At 35.8% G+C, this 19,068-nt stretch carries 19 protein-coding genes; 4 read left to right on the plus strand and 15 right to left on the minus strand.

The features are described 5' to 3' along the window. Positions 1–49: 49 nt before the first annotated feature. From AsAng_RS08125 to AsAng_RS08170, 10 genes are all read right to left on the minus strand, one after another. Positions 50–862, minus strand: coding sequence for a hypothetical protein (locus tag AsAng_RS08125; RefSeq protein WP_264792268.1), 813 nt, complete (start codon positions 860–862; stop codon positions 50–52). Next, entirely contained in the window at positions 863–1,513 is a 651-nt protein-coding gene (locus tag AsAng_RS08130; RefSeq protein ID WP_264792269.1) for a hypothetical protein, read from the minus strand. Positions 1,514–1,540: 27 nt separating this feature from the next. Next, the gene (locus AsAng_RS08135; RefSeq protein ID WP_264792270.1) at positions 1,541–2,089 is read right to left on the minus strand and encodes an NADAR family protein; all 549 of its coding nucleotides are present in this window, start codon (positions 2,087–2,089) and stop codon (positions 1,541–1,543) included. Positions 2,090–2,139: 50 nt separating this feature from the next. Next, positions 2,140–2,967 carry a tetratricopeptide repeat protein gene (locus AsAng_RS08140; RefSeq protein ID WP_264792271.1) on the minus strand — a complete coding sequence of 276 codons (828 nt, stop codon included), beginning with the start codon at positions 2,965–2,967 and terminating at the stop codon, positions 2,140–2,142. After that, positions 2,948–4,126: a hypothetical protein gene (locus tag AsAng_RS08145; RefSeq protein WP_264792272.1), complete on the minus strand. Its 1,179-nt coding sequence runs from the start codon at positions 4,124–4,126 to the stop codon at positions 2,948–2,950. The genes AsAng_RS08140 and AsAng_RS08145 overlap by 20 nt, the downstream gene beginning before the upstream one ends. 45 nt (positions 4,127–4,171) lie before the next feature. Next, positions 4,172–4,570: an NUDIX hydrolase gene (locus tag AsAng_RS08150; protein WP_264792273.1), complete on the minus strand. Its 399-nt coding sequence runs from the start codon at positions 4,568–4,570 to the stop codon at positions 4,172–4,174. Between the two features lie 294 nt (positions 4,571–4,864). Continuing rightward, positions 4,865–5,107 carry a hypothetical protein gene (locus AsAng_RS08155; RefSeq protein WP_264792274.1) on the minus strand — a complete coding sequence of 81 codons (243 nt, stop codon included), beginning with the start codon at positions 5,105–5,107 and terminating at the stop codon, positions 4,865–4,867. A gap of 9 nt (positions 5,108–5,116) precedes the next feature. Further along, positions 5,117–5,689, minus strand: coding sequence for a pentapeptide repeat-containing protein (locus tag AsAng_RS08160; protein WP_264792275.1), 573 nt, complete (start codon positions 5,687–5,689; stop codon positions 5,117–5,119). 158 nt (positions 5,690–5,847) lie between these two features. Further along, positions 5,848–7,443 (minus strand): NAD(P)/FAD-dependent oxidoreductase, encoded by a 1,596-nt coding sequence (locus AsAng_RS08165; protein ID WP_264792276.1) that lies wholly within the window; start codon positions 7,441–7,443, stop codon positions 5,848–5,850. A 61-nt stretch (positions 7,444–7,504) separates the two neighbouring features. Then, positions 7,505–7,837 (minus strand): rhodanese-like domain-containing protein, encoded by a 333-nt coding sequence (locus AsAng_RS08170; RefSeq protein ID WP_264792277.1) that lies wholly within the window; start codon positions 7,835–7,837, stop codon positions 7,505–7,507. 597 nt (positions 7,838–8,434) lie between these two features. On the opposite strand from AsAng_RS08170, the gene AsAng_RS08175 reads away from it, so the two are divergent. Then, on the plus strand, positions 8,435–9,004 hold the full coding sequence (locus AsAng_RS08175; protein ID WP_264792278.1) for a hypothetical protein: 570 nt from the start codon (positions 8,435–8,437) through the stop codon (positions 9,002–9,004). 84 nt (positions 9,005–9,088) lie between these two features. Here the strand turns inward: AsAng_RS08175 and AsAng_RS08180 are convergent, their stop codons facing one another. The 5 genes from AsAng_RS08180 to AsAng_RS08200 all read right to left on the minus strand — a co-directional run bounded on the left by AsAng_RS08180 (position 9,089) and on the right by AsAng_RS08200 (position 16,200). Then, positions 9,089–10,021, minus strand: a complete 933-nt coding sequence (locus AsAng_RS08180) for a cation diffusion facilitator family transporter (RefSeq protein WP_264792279.1) — start codon at positions 10,019–10,021, stop codon at positions 9,089–9,091. A 138-nt stretch (positions 10,022–10,159) separates the two neighbouring features. Beyond that, positions 10,160–11,839: an AAA family ATPase gene (locus AsAng_RS08185; RefSeq protein ID WP_264792280.1), complete on the minus strand. Its 1,680-nt coding sequence runs from the start codon at positions 11,837–11,839 to the stop codon at positions 10,160–10,162. A 430-nt stretch (positions 11,840–12,269) separates the two neighbouring features. Further along, complete coding sequence (locus tag AsAng_RS08190) at positions 12,270–13,712, minus strand: PorV/PorQ family protein (protein WP_264792281.1); 1,443 nt, start codon at positions 13,710–13,712, stop codon at positions 12,270–12,272. A gap of 102 nt (positions 13,713–13,814) precedes the next feature. Then, positions 13,815–14,528 (minus strand): NUDIX hydrolase, encoded by a 714-nt coding sequence (locus AsAng_RS08195; protein WP_264792282.1) that lies wholly within the window; start codon positions 14,526–14,528, stop codon positions 13,815–13,817. 235 nt (positions 14,529–14,763) lie between these two features. After that, on the minus strand, positions 14,764–16,200 hold the full coding sequence (locus AsAng_RS08200; protein WP_264792283.1) for a nicotinate phosphoribosyltransferase: 1,437 nt from the start codon (positions 16,198–16,200) through the stop codon (positions 14,764–14,766). 149 nt (positions 16,201–16,349) lie between these two features. On the opposite strand from AsAng_RS08200, the gene AsAng_RS08205 reads away from it, so the two are divergent. The 3 genes from AsAng_RS08205 to AsAng_RS08215 are packed head-to-tail and all read left to right on the plus strand — an operon-like array spanning position 16,350 to position 19,018. Next, positions 16,350–17,081 (plus strand): RluA family pseudouridine synthase, encoded by a 732-nt coding sequence (locus tag AsAng_RS08205; RefSeq protein WP_264792284.1) that lies wholly within the window; start codon positions 16,350–16,352, stop codon positions 17,079–17,081. A gap of 34 nt (positions 17,082–17,115) precedes the next feature. Beyond that, the gene (locus tag AsAng_RS08210; protein ID WP_264792285.1) at positions 17,116–17,892 is read left to right on the plus strand and encodes a hypothetical protein; all 777 of its coding nucleotides are present in this window, start codon (positions 17,116–17,118) and stop codon (positions 17,890–17,892) included. Between the two features lie 25 nt (positions 17,893–17,917). Further along, positions 17,918–19,018, plus strand: coding sequence for a potassium channel family protein (locus tag AsAng_RS08215; RefSeq protein ID WP_264792286.1), 1,101 nt, complete (start codon positions 17,918–17,920; stop codon positions 19,016–19,018). Positions 19,019–19,068: the final 50 nt, after the last annotated feature.

A 19,068-nucleotide genomic window follows, 5' to 3' on the forward strand; every position in this document is an offset into this window, starting at 1 on the left:
ATAGTATAAACAATAAGCCTTATTGCGAAAATGAGCGCTTTTATAGTTGTTACAAGCAGCTTCTCATTAAATCATTCCACAATTCATAAGGAAATTTATACGTAGAGGAGTCGGTTGTGACCTCATAAATATCAATAGGCTTTTTAAGACCTTTATCAAAATGTGCATTTCTCATCGAATGGGCAGCAAATCCATATAAATGATAACGATTATTTTTTTGCAGTTTCCAAGAAACCCCTTCATTGATCGTAAAATGCAAAGGCATAGTTAGAGCTTTAATCTTCTTTAATTTCATCATCCAATCTGTTCCAAAAATTTTATTTCCATAAGGTTCGATTTTAGCTATGTCAAAATTTGTCTCTTTCTTGCTATTTAATAGCTTTGAATAAGCAGATATTGCATCTGTCATTAATTTAGCAGCATTTTTTTCGTGAATTAGGGTGACATACCTCGCCAAAAGCAGGAAGTAGACGTTGTATTGATCGTCGTCTTTTGGGTTGCTTTTTACGGACTGCATTAAGCTATAAAACTCTTCAAATTGGAATACCATCTCGTGGTTATGACAATCAAACCATCCAATGATATAAAATTCACCTTTGTATTTTAGATAAAGGTTTTCTTCAAATTCTGCTTTTTTGTTGAGATGAAAAAACAGACAGAAACAATAGTCGTTATGAATCGGCAACTCGATGAGTAGGGTTTCAAAGTCCCATTCGTGCAATTCTCCTTCATACTTGGATTGTTTTTTTGCCTTATGATACACAAAATCAGTTTTTAGCATACCATAAACCTCTTCCGTCAATGGTTGTTGACCCAAGCTGTATAGCCAATCCCAAAACGCTATTTTTTTTAGCGATTTCATTTATCCAAGCCTTATAGAGTTTACAAATGAGTCAAATTCATTTTGTGCTATTTCGCCTTGGGCTTTACACTGAGTCATAGAAAAATCAAGAAAAACGTCACCATGGTCAATGTTTAGAACATTCATTTCAACCATAACTCCTTCTTCTAATTCTTCATGTTCAAATAAATACTCCGTTTTATAGGTAATGGAATCAACATTATTGAGCTTTTGGGGTTCTCCTTTTTCAAGTATTTTAAATCCTTTTATGGCAGATGAAGCAACTTTATTATCTAAGAGTGCTATATAATCTTCAAGAGAAAGATTTTTTGTAAAAGCATCTTTTGCATCGATTGTAAAGCAAATAACAGGAGAGATAATGCCATCCTTTTCGTCATTGTCTAAGCTGTATTTTGAAATATAACAGGCAACTCCTGCCATTTCCTCTATAAGCTTATTCTTTTCCTCATCAGGAATGTTTATTTTTTGCCCTTGTATAATTTCTTTATATTTATTTATGCTTATTAAGTGCCAATTTTTGGGAATTTCAAATCTTACTTCAAAAAGACGATTATGATAGATGTTGTTTGATACAGTAACTATATTTTCGAGATTCTCTGTGGATTCGTTGATTAGTTGTTGTAAGTATTTATTTTGAGCTGAAATTTTCATAGTTTTAGTTTTTGCTAGCGTTTGATCTTATGGTTTTTTATTGACGGCTTCCTTAAGTTGTGTTCTCAAAGTTTCTAAATTAGTCCAACGTTGTAGATTTTTCCCTTTAGGGACTCTCATGAGATAGTGCCAAAGCTCAGCATCTTTAGTGGCTAATAGGACTTCTTTAGCTTTTAGGCATTGTGTGAATTTTTCATAATGCATATTATTAATATGGGCTATTTTTTCTTTATCCCATTTCGTTAATTCTGTTTCTTTTAATAAAATAGTCTTACGCATTTTTCGTGCATCAAGCCCACTGCCTTTTGATAAAGCAGATTCAGATTCCAAAGCAAAAGATTCAAACAAGTCTTGGTTTATCGCTTGGAATTTTTTTGCTTGTAGTGCATGCTCCACGGTTTTATAAGTTCTGCCTTCATAGACAAAATTGCACTCGTAAAAATTACCTAGTATTTTTCTCCAATCGGTAAAACTTGCTAACCCTTTATACATATATGGGTCTTCAGTATATTCACCTTTTCCCTCACCTGGAGCTTTATCAGCGGATTTGGAATAAAAAATAAATTTATCTTTCATATAATTGATGTTTTGGATGTCGTGTATTTTTAAATATAGGGAGGGGGGATTTATTGATTTTTAAAGCTATTGTTGTATTCTTTTACATGATGAGAAAATTCTTCTTCATAGGATGGATAAGGAACGCCTTCAACGTGAATTTCAAATGCTTCTGAATCCATACCACAAATTTGATTTCCTATGCCTTTGATTTCGATCATCTCCTTATTGTACACTTTTAAGTCAGGTATTGCCCTTGTTGAAATCAGCTTTTCGTCTTCATAATCTGCTGTGAGTTCAATCTGATTTTCATAACAGTATTTTTTTAACCACTGATATGACAGGAGAGAGTCTTCAATTTTTCCAAATACACATCCCATTGGAGGATCTGCCCTCTCAAAATATGTATAACCAATATAATAGTTCTTTAAAAATAATTCATATTTCACATTTCTTCCTTGGTGGCGATATTCTTTAGTGTCGATTCGAGATTTTAGGAATTTAAAATATTTGGGATGCTCTCCTTTAAAAATTTTTTTACCTTCCAATGCATAGGCTCTAACAAGCTCATTCGCTGCCCTATTAAAGTTTCCAGTTTCATACGAACATTGTCCAAGTCTTAAGTGAATAAATGAGTTGCCGAAAGCATTAGGGCATTCGAGCGTTTCAGTGAATTTTAATAATGACTTTTCAAATTGTCCATCTAAAAAAAGAGCATCAGCAATTGCCGTTAGAACCCAAGTAGTTGCTTCCCATTCATTTTGTGGAAAGGGGATAAGCTTCAATGCCTTTTCATATTTATTGATAGCTTCAATAAAAAATTCATTTTCAGCAATTAAATCTCCTTCTCGACAAAGTTGCGTTATTTGCTCATGTATTTTATCCTTTAGTTCTTTCATAATTTTTTACAACAACATTCTCCATGTCCAAATACTGTTCTGCAATAAGGTTAGTTCTATTTGGTTCTTTTTTCAGCTCTTTATTTATTTTTTCTAACTGGAGAGCTAAATTTTCAGCGTACTCAATTTGGACAACGATTCCTTTTTGCAAATGCATCAAAAAGAAATAATCGTTGTAGGCACCAACAAGTTTCATTTTTCGAATAATGGAATAATCCTTACCCTTAAGTGGAATATTTTTTTGTTGCTTTCCATTTTTATCAAAAAGAATTAGGTTTTTAGAGGATTTAAATAGGAGGTTTTCTTTGAGTGGAAAAGCCAATATATTTTCTTCGACAAAAGGGCTGTCTTCCAATTTATAAAAATTGGTACTTTTAAAAGGCTTTAAGCCGCTTACAAATTTTAAATGTCCAGTAATGTTGCCTGTTTTTTTATCAATAAAAAGATAAAAAAATGGAGAATTCTTATTGGTACTTGTGGCTGGATTTTTTTTATATTTTCGATGGCATATGATAACCAGCAATCGATTGTTATCTACATCAATTAGATGCTCAATATTGAGGAATTTTTCATCGTCATCAAATCCTTTCATTCTGATGTAATCCGTAATTGAAGTCGTTTTTGTTTTTTTGTATTCAGGAATGTATTTTTTTAGATTATTTTCTGAGCCTAAATGTTGAAGATACCCCAACGGCTCACCTGAAGCTTTGCTAAGAACGATTATTTGGGTTTTATTTAGAGCGCTTCCAACCTCCATTAAAGAGTAAATGCCATTATTGGTTTGAAGGGATTGAAGGAGTTCGTTTTCACCTCTTTTTTGAAATGGCATATCTTCGCTTAAATATAGATGGGTAGCCTTATGTTTGAAAAAGGCTAATTGTCCATCCTTAAAGCCACAAGGATGAAGAAAACCATCCCATGATTTTGTATAATAAACATATTGACTTTTTATTTGAAGGGGCTGTGAACAATCAAAAAGCCATACCAAATAAAATCGTCCTATTGTTTCATATTGATTGGGATCTAAAAAGTTAATTCTAGAACTGATAATTAGACTAGAATCAAACACTTGAGATTGGTAATCATTTGAAATGGTAGTCTGTATTTCATTTAGTTTAGATGTATCAGAACATTGCTGTATAGATAAGAATTCTTTCATTTTTAATTGGGTTATTTTATATCAGATTCTTTAAAATCGTGTTTTCTATTCTAAATCTCCCTTTTCTTTAAGAAATCGGAATATTTTTTTGTCTACCTCTGATATAATGTCTAAGTCCTTATAATTCAGCCATTTTATTTCTTCAATTTCACTTTGGGGTTTTAAGTCACCTTCAAACTTTGCTTTGTAACAAGTCATTTTAACTAAAACACCTTTTTTAGCTCCATCCGATTGTGCCTTGAAGGTTCCGACGTACTCAATAGAATCAGGTTTAATTTTTACATCCAGTTCTTCAGCTATTTCCCTTACAAGAGTTTGTTCATCGGTTTCTCCAAGCTCTCGTTTTCCACCAGGAATATAATACTTAGTTTTTCCTTTAGACCTAGTGCTTAAAATTTGCCCATTTTGGGTTTCAATAAAAGCTATTTTGTCAACTTCGTTCATTGTAGAATACTTATGTTAAGACCATACTTATTTTGAAATTACAAAAAAAAACAGTCCTTTACCTAGATTTTTAGAACGATAGCGAATTATTGGTTTTAAATTTCAGCATACCAAGATCGTCCAATACGCCTTTTGAGAATAAAACTAGTGCAGTGTTCTTTAAATTCGCTACAGACTGTGTACCAAGCCTTATTTTTAGATGGGAATAATCGATCGAATAGCGTCAGAGCCAGGCGTTTCATCAATTATAAATAAGGCTAGGCAGGTGATTTTTTAGAGGAGCGCATTTGGGGTTTAAATCGTACTTTTTACCCAAGTTTTTACTGCGTAAGCTTCAGCTGCCTCTGCGGTATCGAATGTTGGAGAAGCCTTATAATTTTTCCAGACAGCTAAGTAGTCATCGTATTCATCATAAATCCATAGATCAGCTCTAAAAATTGATTGGTTTGGTAATGAAACAATTTTATAGCGCCAACTTGCATTTTTCCATTCAATGGTACAATAGTCAATTTCTACCTGCTTGATTACATACTCCATGGTAAAATACTATTCAATGATAATATTATATTTTCTAAGTAATCCTACCACACCATCTTTAGAAAATCTTGCCTTACCAACTTTATTGTTGTCAGGATCAATGGAATAATTGAAAGAAGTATAGAAATCGGCTTTTTCAAGATTGGTAAAGTCGAAAATAGCATTGGTGAAATCACAATTATCAAAAACGGCTTCGTTAATATCCGCAGAAGCAAATTCAACTTTTTCTAGGTTGCAATTTTTAAATTGTGTTTTGGGAAGCTTTAAATCAAAAAAGGAAGCATAACTCAGATTGCACCCTTTAAAATCAACCGAAAACAAAAAGTCATTGCAGTCGTTAAAATTAAAACCAACCAGTTTGCACTCTATAAATTGGACTCCTTTTAGTGCCGTATCTTTGTTTCTGACTAAGCTAAAGTCGCAGTTATCAAAGGTGCAGTCCATAAAAGTAACGCCCGATAAATCACAAGCGTTAAAATTACAATGACTAAAGGTACAGGTATCGAATTTTTGATTTTTTAGATTTGCATCAGAGTAATCTACTTTATCAAAAGCTTTATGCTCTGTTATTTTGTTAGACATGTTTTTCATTCAGAGGGTAAATGCCGAAGATAAGATTTTTACGTAAGAATATATGCACTTTTTGCATAGGAATAATAAATTTTTATTCTTTGAATGCTAAGAGCCGTTGCAAGTCTAGCCCTACAAAGATTAGACTTACAACGGATTGTGCTATAAAGTTAGCTTAAAAAGTTAGCAATCATTTTGGCTACATTTTCGCCATCCATGGCAGCCGAAACAATACCTCCTGCATAACCTGCACCTTCGCCACAGGGATAAAGCCCAGTAACATCAGGATGCATCAAGGTTTCGCTATTTCTAGGGATGCGAATTGGAGAACTAGTACGGCTTTCTGTCCCAATAATTTGCGCTTCGTTTGTAAAGTATCCTTTTTTCTTTTTGTTGAATTCTGGCAATGCCTTTTGCAGGCGCTTGGCAACCCAATTGGGGAGCAGTTGATCCATTCTGGCGCTATAAATTCCTGGAATATAAGAGGTGGCAGGCAAGTTAGTTGACAGTTTGCCTTTTGTAAAGTCGATGACTCGCTGTGCAGGAGCTTTTTGGCTGCCATCTCCAGCCTTAAACATCGTTTGTTCTACTTCTTGCTGAAATTTTAAACCATTAAAGAGCGGATCTTGAATTCCTTGGAATTTTTTAGAATTGTAAGCGGTTAAATCCTCTAACTCAATAGCTACCACTAAGCCTGAATTAGAGAAGGGAGAATCTCTTCGAGAGAGCGACATCCCATTTACTACCAGCTCATTAGGAGCTGTTGCGGCAGGAACAATTAAACCACCAGGGCACATACAAAAAGAAAAAACACCTCGTTTTTGAACCTGACAAACAACGCTGTAACTAGCAGCGGGTAGGTGTTGATCTCGTTTAGGCTGGCGGTATTGAATTTTATCAATCAACGCTTGCGGATGTTCAATCCGAACCCCCAAAGCAAACGGTTTGGCTTCCAATCGAATCTTTTTGCTATAAAGCAGGGTATAAATATCTCGTGCAGAATGCCCCGTTGCTAGAATCGTTGCAGCAGCAAAATATTCCTTTTTGTGATTGACCACAACGCCAGTGAGCTGCCGTTCACCACTATTTTTTTGCTCAACAATAAAATCCGTAACCGTACTATTAAAATGGATTTGCCCACCGTGCTTTAGAATTGTTTCACGAATATTAGCAACCACTTTAGGCAATTTATTGGAACCAATGTGCGGATGAGCGTCTACCAAAATATCAGAAGTAGCACCGTGTTCTACCAATAGGCGAAGCACTTTTTCTATTTTCCCTCGTTTTTTGGAGCGAGTATATAATTTACCATCGGAATAAGTACCTGCACCTCCTTCTCCAAAACAATAATTAGAATCGGGATTGACAAGACCCTCTTGTTGGATGGCTTTGAGGTCTCGGCGACGTTCTCGAACATCTTTGCCTCGGTCAAAAATAATAGGTTGAAGCCCCAATTCTATCAGTTGAAGCGCTGCGAAATACCCAGCGGGACCAGCTCCCACAATAATTACTTTTTTTGCTTGGTGGACAGCAGGGTATTGAGGGACAATCTTAGGTTTGGGTAGGTAGGCTTCATTAATATAAACATCGACCAACAAACGAATGACTGGAATCCTGCTTCGGGCATCAATAGATCGCCGAACAGGAATGATGTCGGTTAGCTGCTCATTAATTTGGAGCGTTAATTTTTGCTTTACCAAATGCTCAATGGCCTGTTTGGATTGGGCATCTTTGGGAGAAAGGGCTATTTCTATACGTTTTATCATGCTTGCTTATAGATTACAAATTACGAATCACGAATTGATTCGTAATTCGTAACTAAAATGATTAATAGACTGTAATACTGGAATCTATATCTCTAGCATAAGCTGTAATACCACCATTTAGAGTATAAAGGTTTTCGTATTCGTATTCTTGTTGTAAAAATAATACCGCCATATAACTGCGTTTACCACTTTTACAGAGTATGATAACAGGTTTATCTCTTGGGATTTTGTCCGTATTTTTATCGATCAAACCCAAAGGAATATTTTCTCCGCCAATAGAAGCAATCTCGGTTTCATCTGGTTCTCTTACGTCAATGATTACAAAATCATCACCATTGTCCATCATTTCTTTTAGTGAATGAACATTAATTCCTTGTACTTCGTTTCTATCCATAATAGATAAGTCGTTTTAGTATGCTTTCAATAGAATGAATGAGTAACTCGTTTAAAAATAGTTGAAAATTAATTCACTATGCTTATGAGCGGGAGAGAAAGGTCTAGTTCGCCCACAGCATTTAGGTTATTTTTAAACAATTTAAAGAAGTGTTGTATGCACTCAAGACGTAAAATTACTATTTTTATGCATTTTAACAAAGGAGCCTAAAGGCATAATATCTTTTTTGTGTACAATTCATTTTTTGAAGTTGTTTAAGAATGTTGTTGATTTTATTCACGATGTTCATGATAAGAGTTCGAGATCAAAGCTAGTAGTTATTAGCTTAGTCCATTAATGTACTAACATTAAGCCAGCTCGAAAGCTCGTTTTTTGTTTCGTAGCTATGAACTAACACAAAGTCTGATAGACTTTGTGTGTTGTGAACTGCGAAGCAGCTACGGGGCTAAAAATAGCTGCTGATCCGATGGCTGCTATGGTTGGATCGCAGGTGTTAAGATCATTTTTAAACAACTTCTTTTAGAACAAAAGTAGAATACTTGTTGTTCCTATTTATTCTTACAAGATTTTTTATATCCTTAAGTAGTAACATCCATCATGCATACATTAGAACCCCATTATAGGTGGCGTTTAGAATATATAGCCTCAGAAGATCCCAAATCGCCTTTTTATGGACAGGTATATAGTGAATTTGAATTTTCTACCAAAATTTATAATTATTACATACATCCTCAGTGGGATGATTTTGGTTCCGAAACACTCTATGTTAAAATTCTCTATGTTAATTATGCAGATAACTATGCTATTTTGGAGCTAATAGGAGAGTGGAACGATTGTTTGCACAATGATATTATGCTCTTAAAACAAGGGGTTATTGATCGCTTACAAGAGCACGGCATTTCCAAATTTGTTTTGATTGCAGAAAATGTGTTAAATTTTCATGCCTCAGACGATTGTTATTATGAAGAATGGTACGATGATATAGCCGATGAGGATGGTTGGGTTTGCATTGTGGGCTTGAGGGATCATATCATTGAGGAAATGGAAGAATATGGCATCCACAACTATATTAATTTTGGCTATCATTTTAACATCAATTGGCGTCCTCAAAAGCCCCAAATGGTTTACGAAACCATTCGGTATGCAGTGGAAGAACAAGGCTATTAATGTCCTATTGTTTAATTTGATAATTTGAAGATGCTTTTATAGTGTAGCATCTTCAAATTATCAAATTAGCCCATAGAAAAGCAACTATTCTGCCTTTGCTACAGTTTTGATGGTTTCTGCCTCAATAAAGATGCGATTCACCGCAGGAATGGCAGCTTTGATTTTAGATTCGATCCGATCTATTGCCAATTCAATATCATCTGAAGTTAATTCATCTTTAAAATTCACATCAAGATTGACCAAAACTTCATTTGGACCAAAATATAAACTAAGTGGGCGTTTGTAACGGTCAACGTTTTTGTCTTCGTCTAGAATGCCTGTAATCTTGTCTAAATCTGATTGCATCAAACCTTCGCCAATCAATAAATCTTTACATTCTACGGCAAAGAATAGAGAGACACTAATTAATAAAACGCCGATTAGAATAGAGCCCAAGCCATCAAAATAAACATTGCCAGTCATATCTGCCAAAAATACAGAAAGCAAAGCAATCACTAGACCAATCAATGCCGCTGAATCTTCAATTACGATAGCCGCAGTGGAAGTATCCTTGATGTCTACTAATTCTTGAAAAAAGGATTTATCACCACGGTTTGCGTTAAATTGATTGAGAGCAACTCGCAACGCAGAACCTTCAAAAATCATCGCAAAAATCAAAACCGCATAATTCCACTTAATATGCTCCCGATCTACCTCGTGAGGAGGGTGCAAAACTGCTTCAATTCCTTCATATAAAGCAATGCCACCACCCAAAGCGAAAATAAGAACGGCCACAATAAAAGACCAAAAATAAATTTCGTTTCCATAGCCATAGGGATGTTGCTCGTCAGCTGGCTTTTGGCTTTTTTTGATGCCCATTAGGAGCAAAGCCCCATTTCCTGTATCGACTAAGGAGTGAATGCCTTCCGATAACATAGAAGAGGAACCTGTAAAAAATGCAGCAATAAATTTACTGACAGCAATTGCTGTATTGGCTATAATAGCTCCATAAATTGCCTTTTTGGATGAACCTGCCATTGGTGTATTTTAATTTTATAGTAATGAGAATTTTTTCCTTTTGAGATTAAATAGTACTCCGTTGAAAAAAGTGTAATAGTTTAATTATTAGCATTGTATGTTTTTTTGTTAAAAACAAAGAGTACCAGCATTAAAAAATTATGAAAATAAAAGATATAGACAAATGATGGCAAGAACAACAAGTGCAATTTGGTAAATTCCTTTTGACCCAACCGCATTGGCTAGTTCTTGTTCATGCTCTGCTAGATCAGAGAGCGCCTGTCCCAATTTTGTTTCGTTTTCTTTTAAGTTATTTTTGGCTGCTTCCAAATCGGTTGAAAGCCAGTCTATTTTTTTGGATTGATCAACCAAAGTTTGTACCAATTTTTTCGTTTCCCGTTGTTGTCCCACCGCTGTCGCTTCCAAAGAACTAATAATAAGATGCTGTTGTTGAATCGAGCGCTCGGTGTGTTCCAACATGGTCATATAGCTATTTTTGTCTGCTCGATACTGCTTTTGGGCTTCCAAAAAACGAGTAATTCGCTTATCTACAAAAATATCCTCTGGATGGATTGGTCGTTTGAGTGTAATCCCTTTGAACGAGGTACAACGACTTAGGGCAACATAGGTTTGCCCTGTGGCAAAGGCCTTTCTGCCAAGGTTGATAATAACGTGGTCAAAGGTTTGTCCTTGGCTTTTGTGAATGGTAATCCCCCAAGCTAACTTGATGGGCAGTTGAGTAAAAGATCCGACGGTCTTGTGTTCTACGGTTTCGGTTTCATGATTCCACTCATAAATATATTTGTGCCAAGTGTATTGCTTGACGGCAACCACCTCCATTGTCTTTGCGACCTTTATCTCTACCAAAACTTGGTCTTCAAAAATTTCGGCAACTCGACCAATGGTACCATTGGTCCAACGCCCTTCCTCATCATCTTTTACAAACATTACTTGAGCACCAACTTTTATGCTCAATTCTTTATCGGTAGGATAAGCGCTGCCCACATTGGCAAAATTACCAGCCTCATCAGCATGGAAGGTAACCAAAGGAGCGTCAATAGCGGCTAAATTTTCTTCGTTAAGTTGTTTAATAACCGCATTGGTTGATGCTAAGGTGATTTTAAAATTGGTCGATAAACCGCCCTTGACACCAAAACGTTCATTCAGTAATTCTAAATGGTTGCGATCCAATTGATTGACACGAATGGCATTCAATAAACTAATGAATTTTTTATCTCGCTGGCGATAGACTTTGGATAGTTCTACAATTTGATATTTAAAATCTCCTTCAAAAGCCTTGGCACTAAAAAAGTAACGAGAGGTATAATTGGTACGCAACAAGCTAACCGCTTCTTTGTCTCGTTCGTCAATAATTGGAGGCAATTGGTACAAATCTCCAATCATCATCAATTGTTTTCCTCCAAACGGCAAATTAGACCTTAAATTGGCTCGCAATGCTAAATCTATTGCATTCATTAGATCACAGCGCACCATTGAGATTTCATCAATAATAATGAGCTCGATTTCATCTAACAATTGAATGGTTGTGGGAGGCAAAGGAGGAATGCCTTTGTCGTCGGGCAAATAAGCTCTCCATTCAAAACCAAAAAAGGAATGAATATTTTCTCCACCAACTTGCAATGCTGCTAATTCTGTAGGAGCTAATACGATATGTTTTTTGGTAAGACTCTTTGTGAGTACATTAAGAAGGGTTGATTTGCCTGTTCCTGCTTTTCCCGTCAGAAAAACAGAACTAGAAGTATGTTCAATCAATCGAATAGCATCTTGTGCTTTCTGATTGTTACTATATGCTTTTAATAAATTGGTAATAGAATTCATCTAAATAGTTGGGTAAATAATTCGTAACGCCATAAAAATAATACTCTCTGCTGCTGCTTCAATGTTTTAGTTCGTTATACTCATGAAATAGTTAATAAAAAACATAAAAAAGAAGAGTTAGTACGCTAACGCTTATGAGCTCGCAGGGCTCAGTTCGCTGCGTTCATGTATCAATTTGATGATCAGTATTTTAGTATTCTGATTGTTAGAAAATTATCTTATTGATTATCAAATTAATACGATTTTATAGCGGAGTAATGAAAAATGTATTTGCAATTTGTGAACCACACATACAAGTTGTAATTACAAAGTTGAAAAAGTAAACATACGCATTTTAAAATATACGCTATGGATTATCCGCTTTTAATCGCTTAGTGTCTACAAATAAGTTACTGCGTAATTACTGATGCTTATGCCACAAAGATAAAAATTATTTTAAAGCAAAATAATAGGTATAACCAATAAGTAGCGTAGCAGCATGATAATTAATAAAAGCACTATCATCTCTTTGCCCCACCAAAAAGAGAGGAGACTGGATGAGTGGGTCCGTAAAATTGATTAATTGGCTAAAGCCTTTGTCTCGATGTCCATAAGTATAATTAACTCCAATGCTCATTAGGCTAGCTTTTCTGCGCCAAGAGATGCCAGCCGCAAAATGCCACAAATCAATTGGGGCACTAATAATGGTTAAATCTCCTGCTCGGATTCGGTCAGAGCGTCTGGCATAGCTAAAGTCACTACGAACACCTAAATGCAGTTTTATTTTTTTGACCAATTGTTGTTCCCAACCAATGGCACCATTCAATACTTGATTTGCTCCTAAATAAACCGTAAATAAATCTAAGCCAGGTTTGCTAAGAAAAGCAGGAAAAGTAGGCTGGTTAGGATCGGATTCGATCATTTTGTATTGCTTAATGCTAGAAAAATATTCTGCGGAAAAACTAAATAAACCTGTTTTGTATAAAAAAGCAGCTCCTAAACCAATGCTAAAAGGATATTTGTATTGAGATTTTAGCTGAGTTTGTTCTCCCGTTTGCACTTTATCTATGTTGCCTGGCAAATTGGTTTGGTTGACCTCTCGTTGAACACGAGATTCTCCCCAAATAGTAATGGATGGAGAAGAAATATTTAAGCCAAAACGCCACTTGCCAAAACGAGCATGAAAGCCTGCTTTCAGAAGCCCTCCAACTAAATTGGTACGGGTGTGTACATAAAAAGAATTGGTTGCTATATCAAGTGGAATATAATTGCCTGTATGAGTAGTAGAGTCTATACTAATGGATCGAGCGGTATAGGCAAAGGTGTGTTTTTGGGAGCGATAGGTGACAATGGCTGTCAAGCCCACAGAAAAGTGAGCATTAATTTTGTAACCAAGGCCTAAACAGCCCCACGTTTCATTTAAATTATTTCGCAACTCTATACTGCCGATATAATGCTCTTTACCAGCTTGGTTAGGATTGATTTCATAGAGGGCTTCATGGCGTTGGGTCATATCTATGTTAACGTGCTGCCGAGTGAGAATATTAAACCCCAGTCGCCATCTTTTTTCAGGGTTTTTGGTTAACAAACCAGAAATCATTTGTTGATACAAACTAATCCTTTGGGACGTTAAATCTATTTGAGTGCCTGCTCCATTCCCAATATACATATCGGTGTATTTATAAACAGAGGTATTGAGCGAAACGGTGCTTTGTTTGATAAAAGCCAAATTAGCAGGATTATAATATACAGAACTATTATCATCTAAACCAGCAATAACAGCCCCTCCAAGCAAAGAGGCACGAGCACCAAATTGATTGGTCCAATAATGGGTGTCTTGAGCTTGCAATAAAGAAGATAAAAGGATAAGGCAATAAGTAAGTATATTTTTCATGGAGAATGCCAATTAGAATAGTTTAGTTAGCAGTTTTAAATACTTTAAAAGGAGATAAAACATCAAAACACTAGTGTTTTGATGTCATTCATCAATGATTTTTTAAGAATTGCGTTCTTTGGGAGGAGATATAGCAAATTCAAACCCATTTTTGCTTAACTCTTCATATTTTTCTTTATTAAATTTGTACAAAAAAGCAGGGCGATGGGGAACATCTTTTTGGCGTTCTAATTGCTCCAGAATATTCATTTTTAGAATTTTGGATCTAAAGTTTCGACGGTTGAGTTGGCGACCCAAGATGGTTTCATACAATTTTTGCAATTCACTAAGGGTAAATTTGTCGGGCAATAATTCAAACCCAATCGGCTGATAGCGAACTTTTGCATCCAAACGTTTGGTGGCAACTTCTAGAATTTGGGCATGATCAAATGCTAAGTCAGGAAGTTCTGACAGTTTGAACCATTGGGCTTCTTGGGCATCTGTAGCCGCAAAGGGAGGGTGTTCTTCTAGATTGACAAGGGCAAAATATGCTACACTAATAACCTGCCCCCTAGGATCTCGATGGAGATCGCTAAAGGTATAAAGTTGTTCTATAAAAATATCTCGAACGCCTGTTTCTTCTTCTAACTCACGTCTAGCAGCGGCATCTAATGTTTCATTTTCTTTGATAAACCCCCCAGGTAAGGCCCATGAACCTTGGTAGGGAGCATAAGCTCGTTTGATGAGCAAAACACGAACTTCTGAGCTTTGATCTAGCCCAAAGACTACACAGTCAACAGTAACTAGTGGTTTATAATTTGTGTTATAATCGGTCATTATTTTATTTTTATTTGCATAGAGTTAAATACACTGTTACTCTACGCAATGGTTTTTTAAATTTAACTAAATGGGCTTTCTCTAGCCCTATTTTAGCCGTTAGATCGTTTCACGCTTAGATCCCAATTAAGTTGTAATTGGGATCTAAGAGCAAAACGATCTAAAAATAGATAAAAGCTGCTCCCATTTTAATTTTTACAAAAATCATCGGATAGAGGGAGGCACTGTAATAAATTTAGATATGTTGTTGTATCAACGCTAATTTTAGGGCATTTAATTGTTCTTCTAATCCAATTGGATATAACTTAAAATCTACTTTTTTGAATAAATCTATTTCTTCTTTTCCTCGTTTTCTAATTTGGTGAATATTGGGCGCTTGGTAGACCAGTTCACCAGCTTGAAAAATGGGAACCAATAATTCTTTGTAAGCTCGGTTGTTGGTGACAATCGCTCTACCATCAAAACTTTGGATTCTAGGAATTGGTTCCTTATCCTCTGTATTCCAAATCATGTCCCCAAAAGGCTGACCATCGCTAAGTAAATAACGTCGAACTTGTAAAAGACCAGGGGTAGAGACCTTGTTGGGTGTATTGGATAGCTTAATTTTATACTGCCAAGGAGCGTTCTTTTTTTTGATGGCTGCAAGTTTGTAGACCGCTCCCAATGCAGGTTGATCTTTTGCGGTAACTAAGTTTGTACCAACTCCCCAAGCTGTAATCTGAGCATCCTTGTTTTTTAAGGTTTTAAGTTGATACTCATCTAAGCTATCACTGGCAAGAATAATGGCATCTTCAAACCCTGCTTTATCCAATAATTGACGAGCTTGAATACTTAAGGCACTCAAGTCGCCACTGTCCAAGCGAATGCCCAAGAAAGAATGCCCCTTTTTTCTTAGTTTTTTACCAACTCGAATTGCCTTCTTGACTCCTTTTATAGTATCATAGGTGTCCACTAAAAAGATACAATTGTTGGGCATTGCTTTGGCATAGGCTTCAAAAGCCTCAATCTCATCGTCAAAACTCATTACCCAACTATGTCCGTGCGTACCCTTGACAGGAATGCCATATATTTTGCCTGCCAATACATTGCTAGTGGCGTGACAGCCCCCAATATAAGCAGCACGACTGGCAGACAAGCTTCCGTCTATTCCCTGTGCTCGCCTCAATCCAAATTCTAAGACCGTATCATTTTCTGCTGCTTGAACAATTCTTGCGGCTTTAGTCGCAATGAGCGTTTGAAAGTTGATACAGTTTAACAAAATGGTTTCTAAAAGTTGTGCTTGAATTAGAGGACCTTTTATTCGCAGAATTGGTTCTTGTGGAAAAACAACAGTTCCTTCTTCAATGGCATCAACGGTACACGAAAATTTCATTTCAGCCAAATAAACTAAAAAATCTTCTTCAAAAAGTAAATCGTCATTGGAATCTTTAAGGCTCCTTAAATAGGCAATATCAGAAGGAGAAAACTGAAAGGTCGATAAAAAATCAATAACATCTTGAAGGCCGCATGCTATGGCATAGTCTCCTTGAAATGGATTTTTTCTATAGAATAGGTGAAATATAGCTTCATCTTCTATGCGATTTGATTTCCAATAGCCATAAGCCATTGTTAATTGATACAAATCAGTCAATAAGGCTAAATTTGTTTGATACCGAGTTTTAAGGTGATTCATAAAATCTTTGAATGATTCTTATTATTTTGTAACTTTCCCACGCAATATAAGACAGCTTAGTTTTTAATGCAAACTAAGTTGAATATTTATGGCAGCAATGATTAACTAAATATAGCACAAACTATTTGCAAAAAATAAGAATTGAAAAAATGGCAAAAAAGGATTATACGGTATTATTAGAAGATGAACATCTATTAATCGTTAATAAGAGGAGTGGTTTGTTAACCATTCCCGATCGATATAGAGCGGACATTCCTAATTTATACCACAAACTTCAAGCAGTATATGGGGAGATTTATATTGTTCATCGATTGGATAAAGGAACAAGTGGCTTGATTTGTTTTGCCAAAACCAAAGAGGCACACCGTTTGCTAAGTTTACAGTTTGAAGCTAGAGAACCCGTCAAACGTTATTACGCAATTGTGCAGGGAGTACCTTTTGAGAAGGAAGGAATTATAGATGTTGGTTTGTCACCGAACAAAGAAGGTGGAATGCATGTAGATATAAAGCGGGGGAAACCTTCTGTTACAGAATATCAAGTGATAGAAGCATTTGGGCAGTTTTCATTGGTTGAAGCAACGATTTTAACAGGAAGAACGCACCAGATTAGAATTCATTTTAAGCACCTTGGACACCCCTTAGCGGTAGATGCTTTGTACGCTAACAAATCAGAATTATATTTATCAGAAATAAAACGTAAACGCTTTAACTTAAAGAAAAACACGGACGAAAGACCCTTACTGAGTAGGGTTCCTTTGCATGCACATTCTTTAAAATTGTTGCACCCTGTTACAAACGAACCAATTGATATTAACTGTGAGGTTCCCAAAGATATGCGGGCCATCTTGAGTCAGTTAAGAAAGTGGAGTAAAAAAAATTAATTGGTTTAATTTGGAAGCAAAACAGTAGAATTGGATGAAAAAGACATTAAGCTTATTTATGGCGTTTCTTTTATTAATAAGTTGTTCTGATGAGCAACCTAAAAAGCAAATTTCTACCACAGGATTTTGGTCTAAAGAAAAGAAAGAAGCACATTTGGCAAACAGAGAAGATTCTACCAAATGGGATCTAACCTTGCTGAAACAGGATCAACAATATACAGCATTAGGACTGGGGGCTAATCTTCCCATAACCAATGGTGTTTTTCCTGTTCCTAATTATGACTTAATGGGAAAAGGGAGTTTTAAAGGATTAGGCAATCATGGTTGTTTGGGGGGAGAAGGGTATGAAAAAAAAATTGGAGATAAAACCATTTTGTACAATAGTTTTTTGAGCAAAAAAAGCCCAATTAATGCAGCCTTTGTACAAGATAAGGAGAATGAAATTTTTTTCCATATTGTAGTGTTGACCGATTTTGTAGATACTGTTGAGTATAGTCACCATAAAGGAGATGTTATTTCCCGAAATCATCCCGATTACATTTGTGAAGGATTTTTTAAAACTCAAAAGACCAAAATTGACTACACTGCTTTTATTACTGCTGATCGACATTCTTATGCAATTGTTAATATGCGTTTGTTTGATTTGAAGGATGGAAAGACCATTTTAATTGCTCCCCAAAAAGATCAGACTTTGCGTTCTATGCAAATAAAATCTCCCGATTTGTCAAACAAAGAAATTGATCAGTATACCAATGAGTTGCTAAAAAAGCAGTCGATTGTTGATTTTTTTACAAAGGATGGAACGATCTAGCAGAACGTACCCCAAATTTTAATTAATGTTACCAACAGGCTATACTAGACATACCGTCCACCTAAAGCGATTTGAGCGCATCAATAAATATATTCGAAATATTTTATTGGCCTTTATTTTATTGTGTACAACAACAGTCATTGGCATTGTGGGGTTTATGACCATAGACGATTATACCTTTAGTGAAGCCTTTTATATGACGATTATCACATTGTCAACGGTTGGTTATGGAGAAGTGAAGCCACTGTCTCCTAATGGGCAGATTTTTACTTCTTTCTTGATTATTTTTAACCTAGGAGTATTTGCTTATGCCATTTCTATTATTTCTAATTTTATTATTGAAGGCGAATTGCGTTCCTTTCTAAAAGATTACAAAATGTATCAAAAAATACACAAATTGGAGGATCATACGATTGTTTGTGGCTTTGGTCGCCACGGGCGTCAAATTTGCGAAGAACTGACCAAAAATAACCTACCTTTTGTGGTCATAGAGCCCGAATCAAAAAACTTTGAGGATCTACGAACGCTGAAATATTTTTTTATGGAAGGCGATGCTACTTCGGATGAAATGTTAATTGATGCAGGAATTCACAGGGCAAAAGCAGTGGTTGTTACCTATAGTGAAAATGCATTTAATGTCTATACGGTTTTGACAGCTAGACAACTCAATCCAAAACTTAGAATCATCACAAGGGCAACCGATCGAGCAGCAGAAAAAAAATTAATGAGAGCTGGGGCAAATCATGTGGTTTTGACGGAAGTTATTGGTGGGTTTTATATGGCTACCTTGATTCATCAGCCTAATGTAGTAGAGTTTTTTAGCATTATTTCCAACATGGGGGATGTTTCCATTCATTTTAAGGAGGTGCATTATCACGAAATGAAAAGAGAATATCGGGATAAATCGATTCTTGATTTAAGTTTGCGTTCGCATACTGGCGTTAATATCATTGGGGTTCGTTTGTTGGATGGAAATTATAATGTAAACCCCAAGCCTGATGTCATTATAAGAAAAGGAATGACGCTTGTCGTTTTGGGAGATTTGAATCAAATTAAATTGTTTAAGAATATAATTATGATTGATGAACCTCCTAGAGAGGACCCAGGAAGCCATTCTCGGTATTAAAAAAAACAGTAGCCCCTAATTGTAGAGGCTACTGAAAACTGTTTGGGGAA

This window comes from Aureispira anguillae (assembly GCF_026000115.1).
GTDB classification, from domain to species: Bacteria; Bacteroidota; Bacteroidia; order Chitinophagales; family Saprospiraceae; genus Aureispira; species Aureispira anguillae.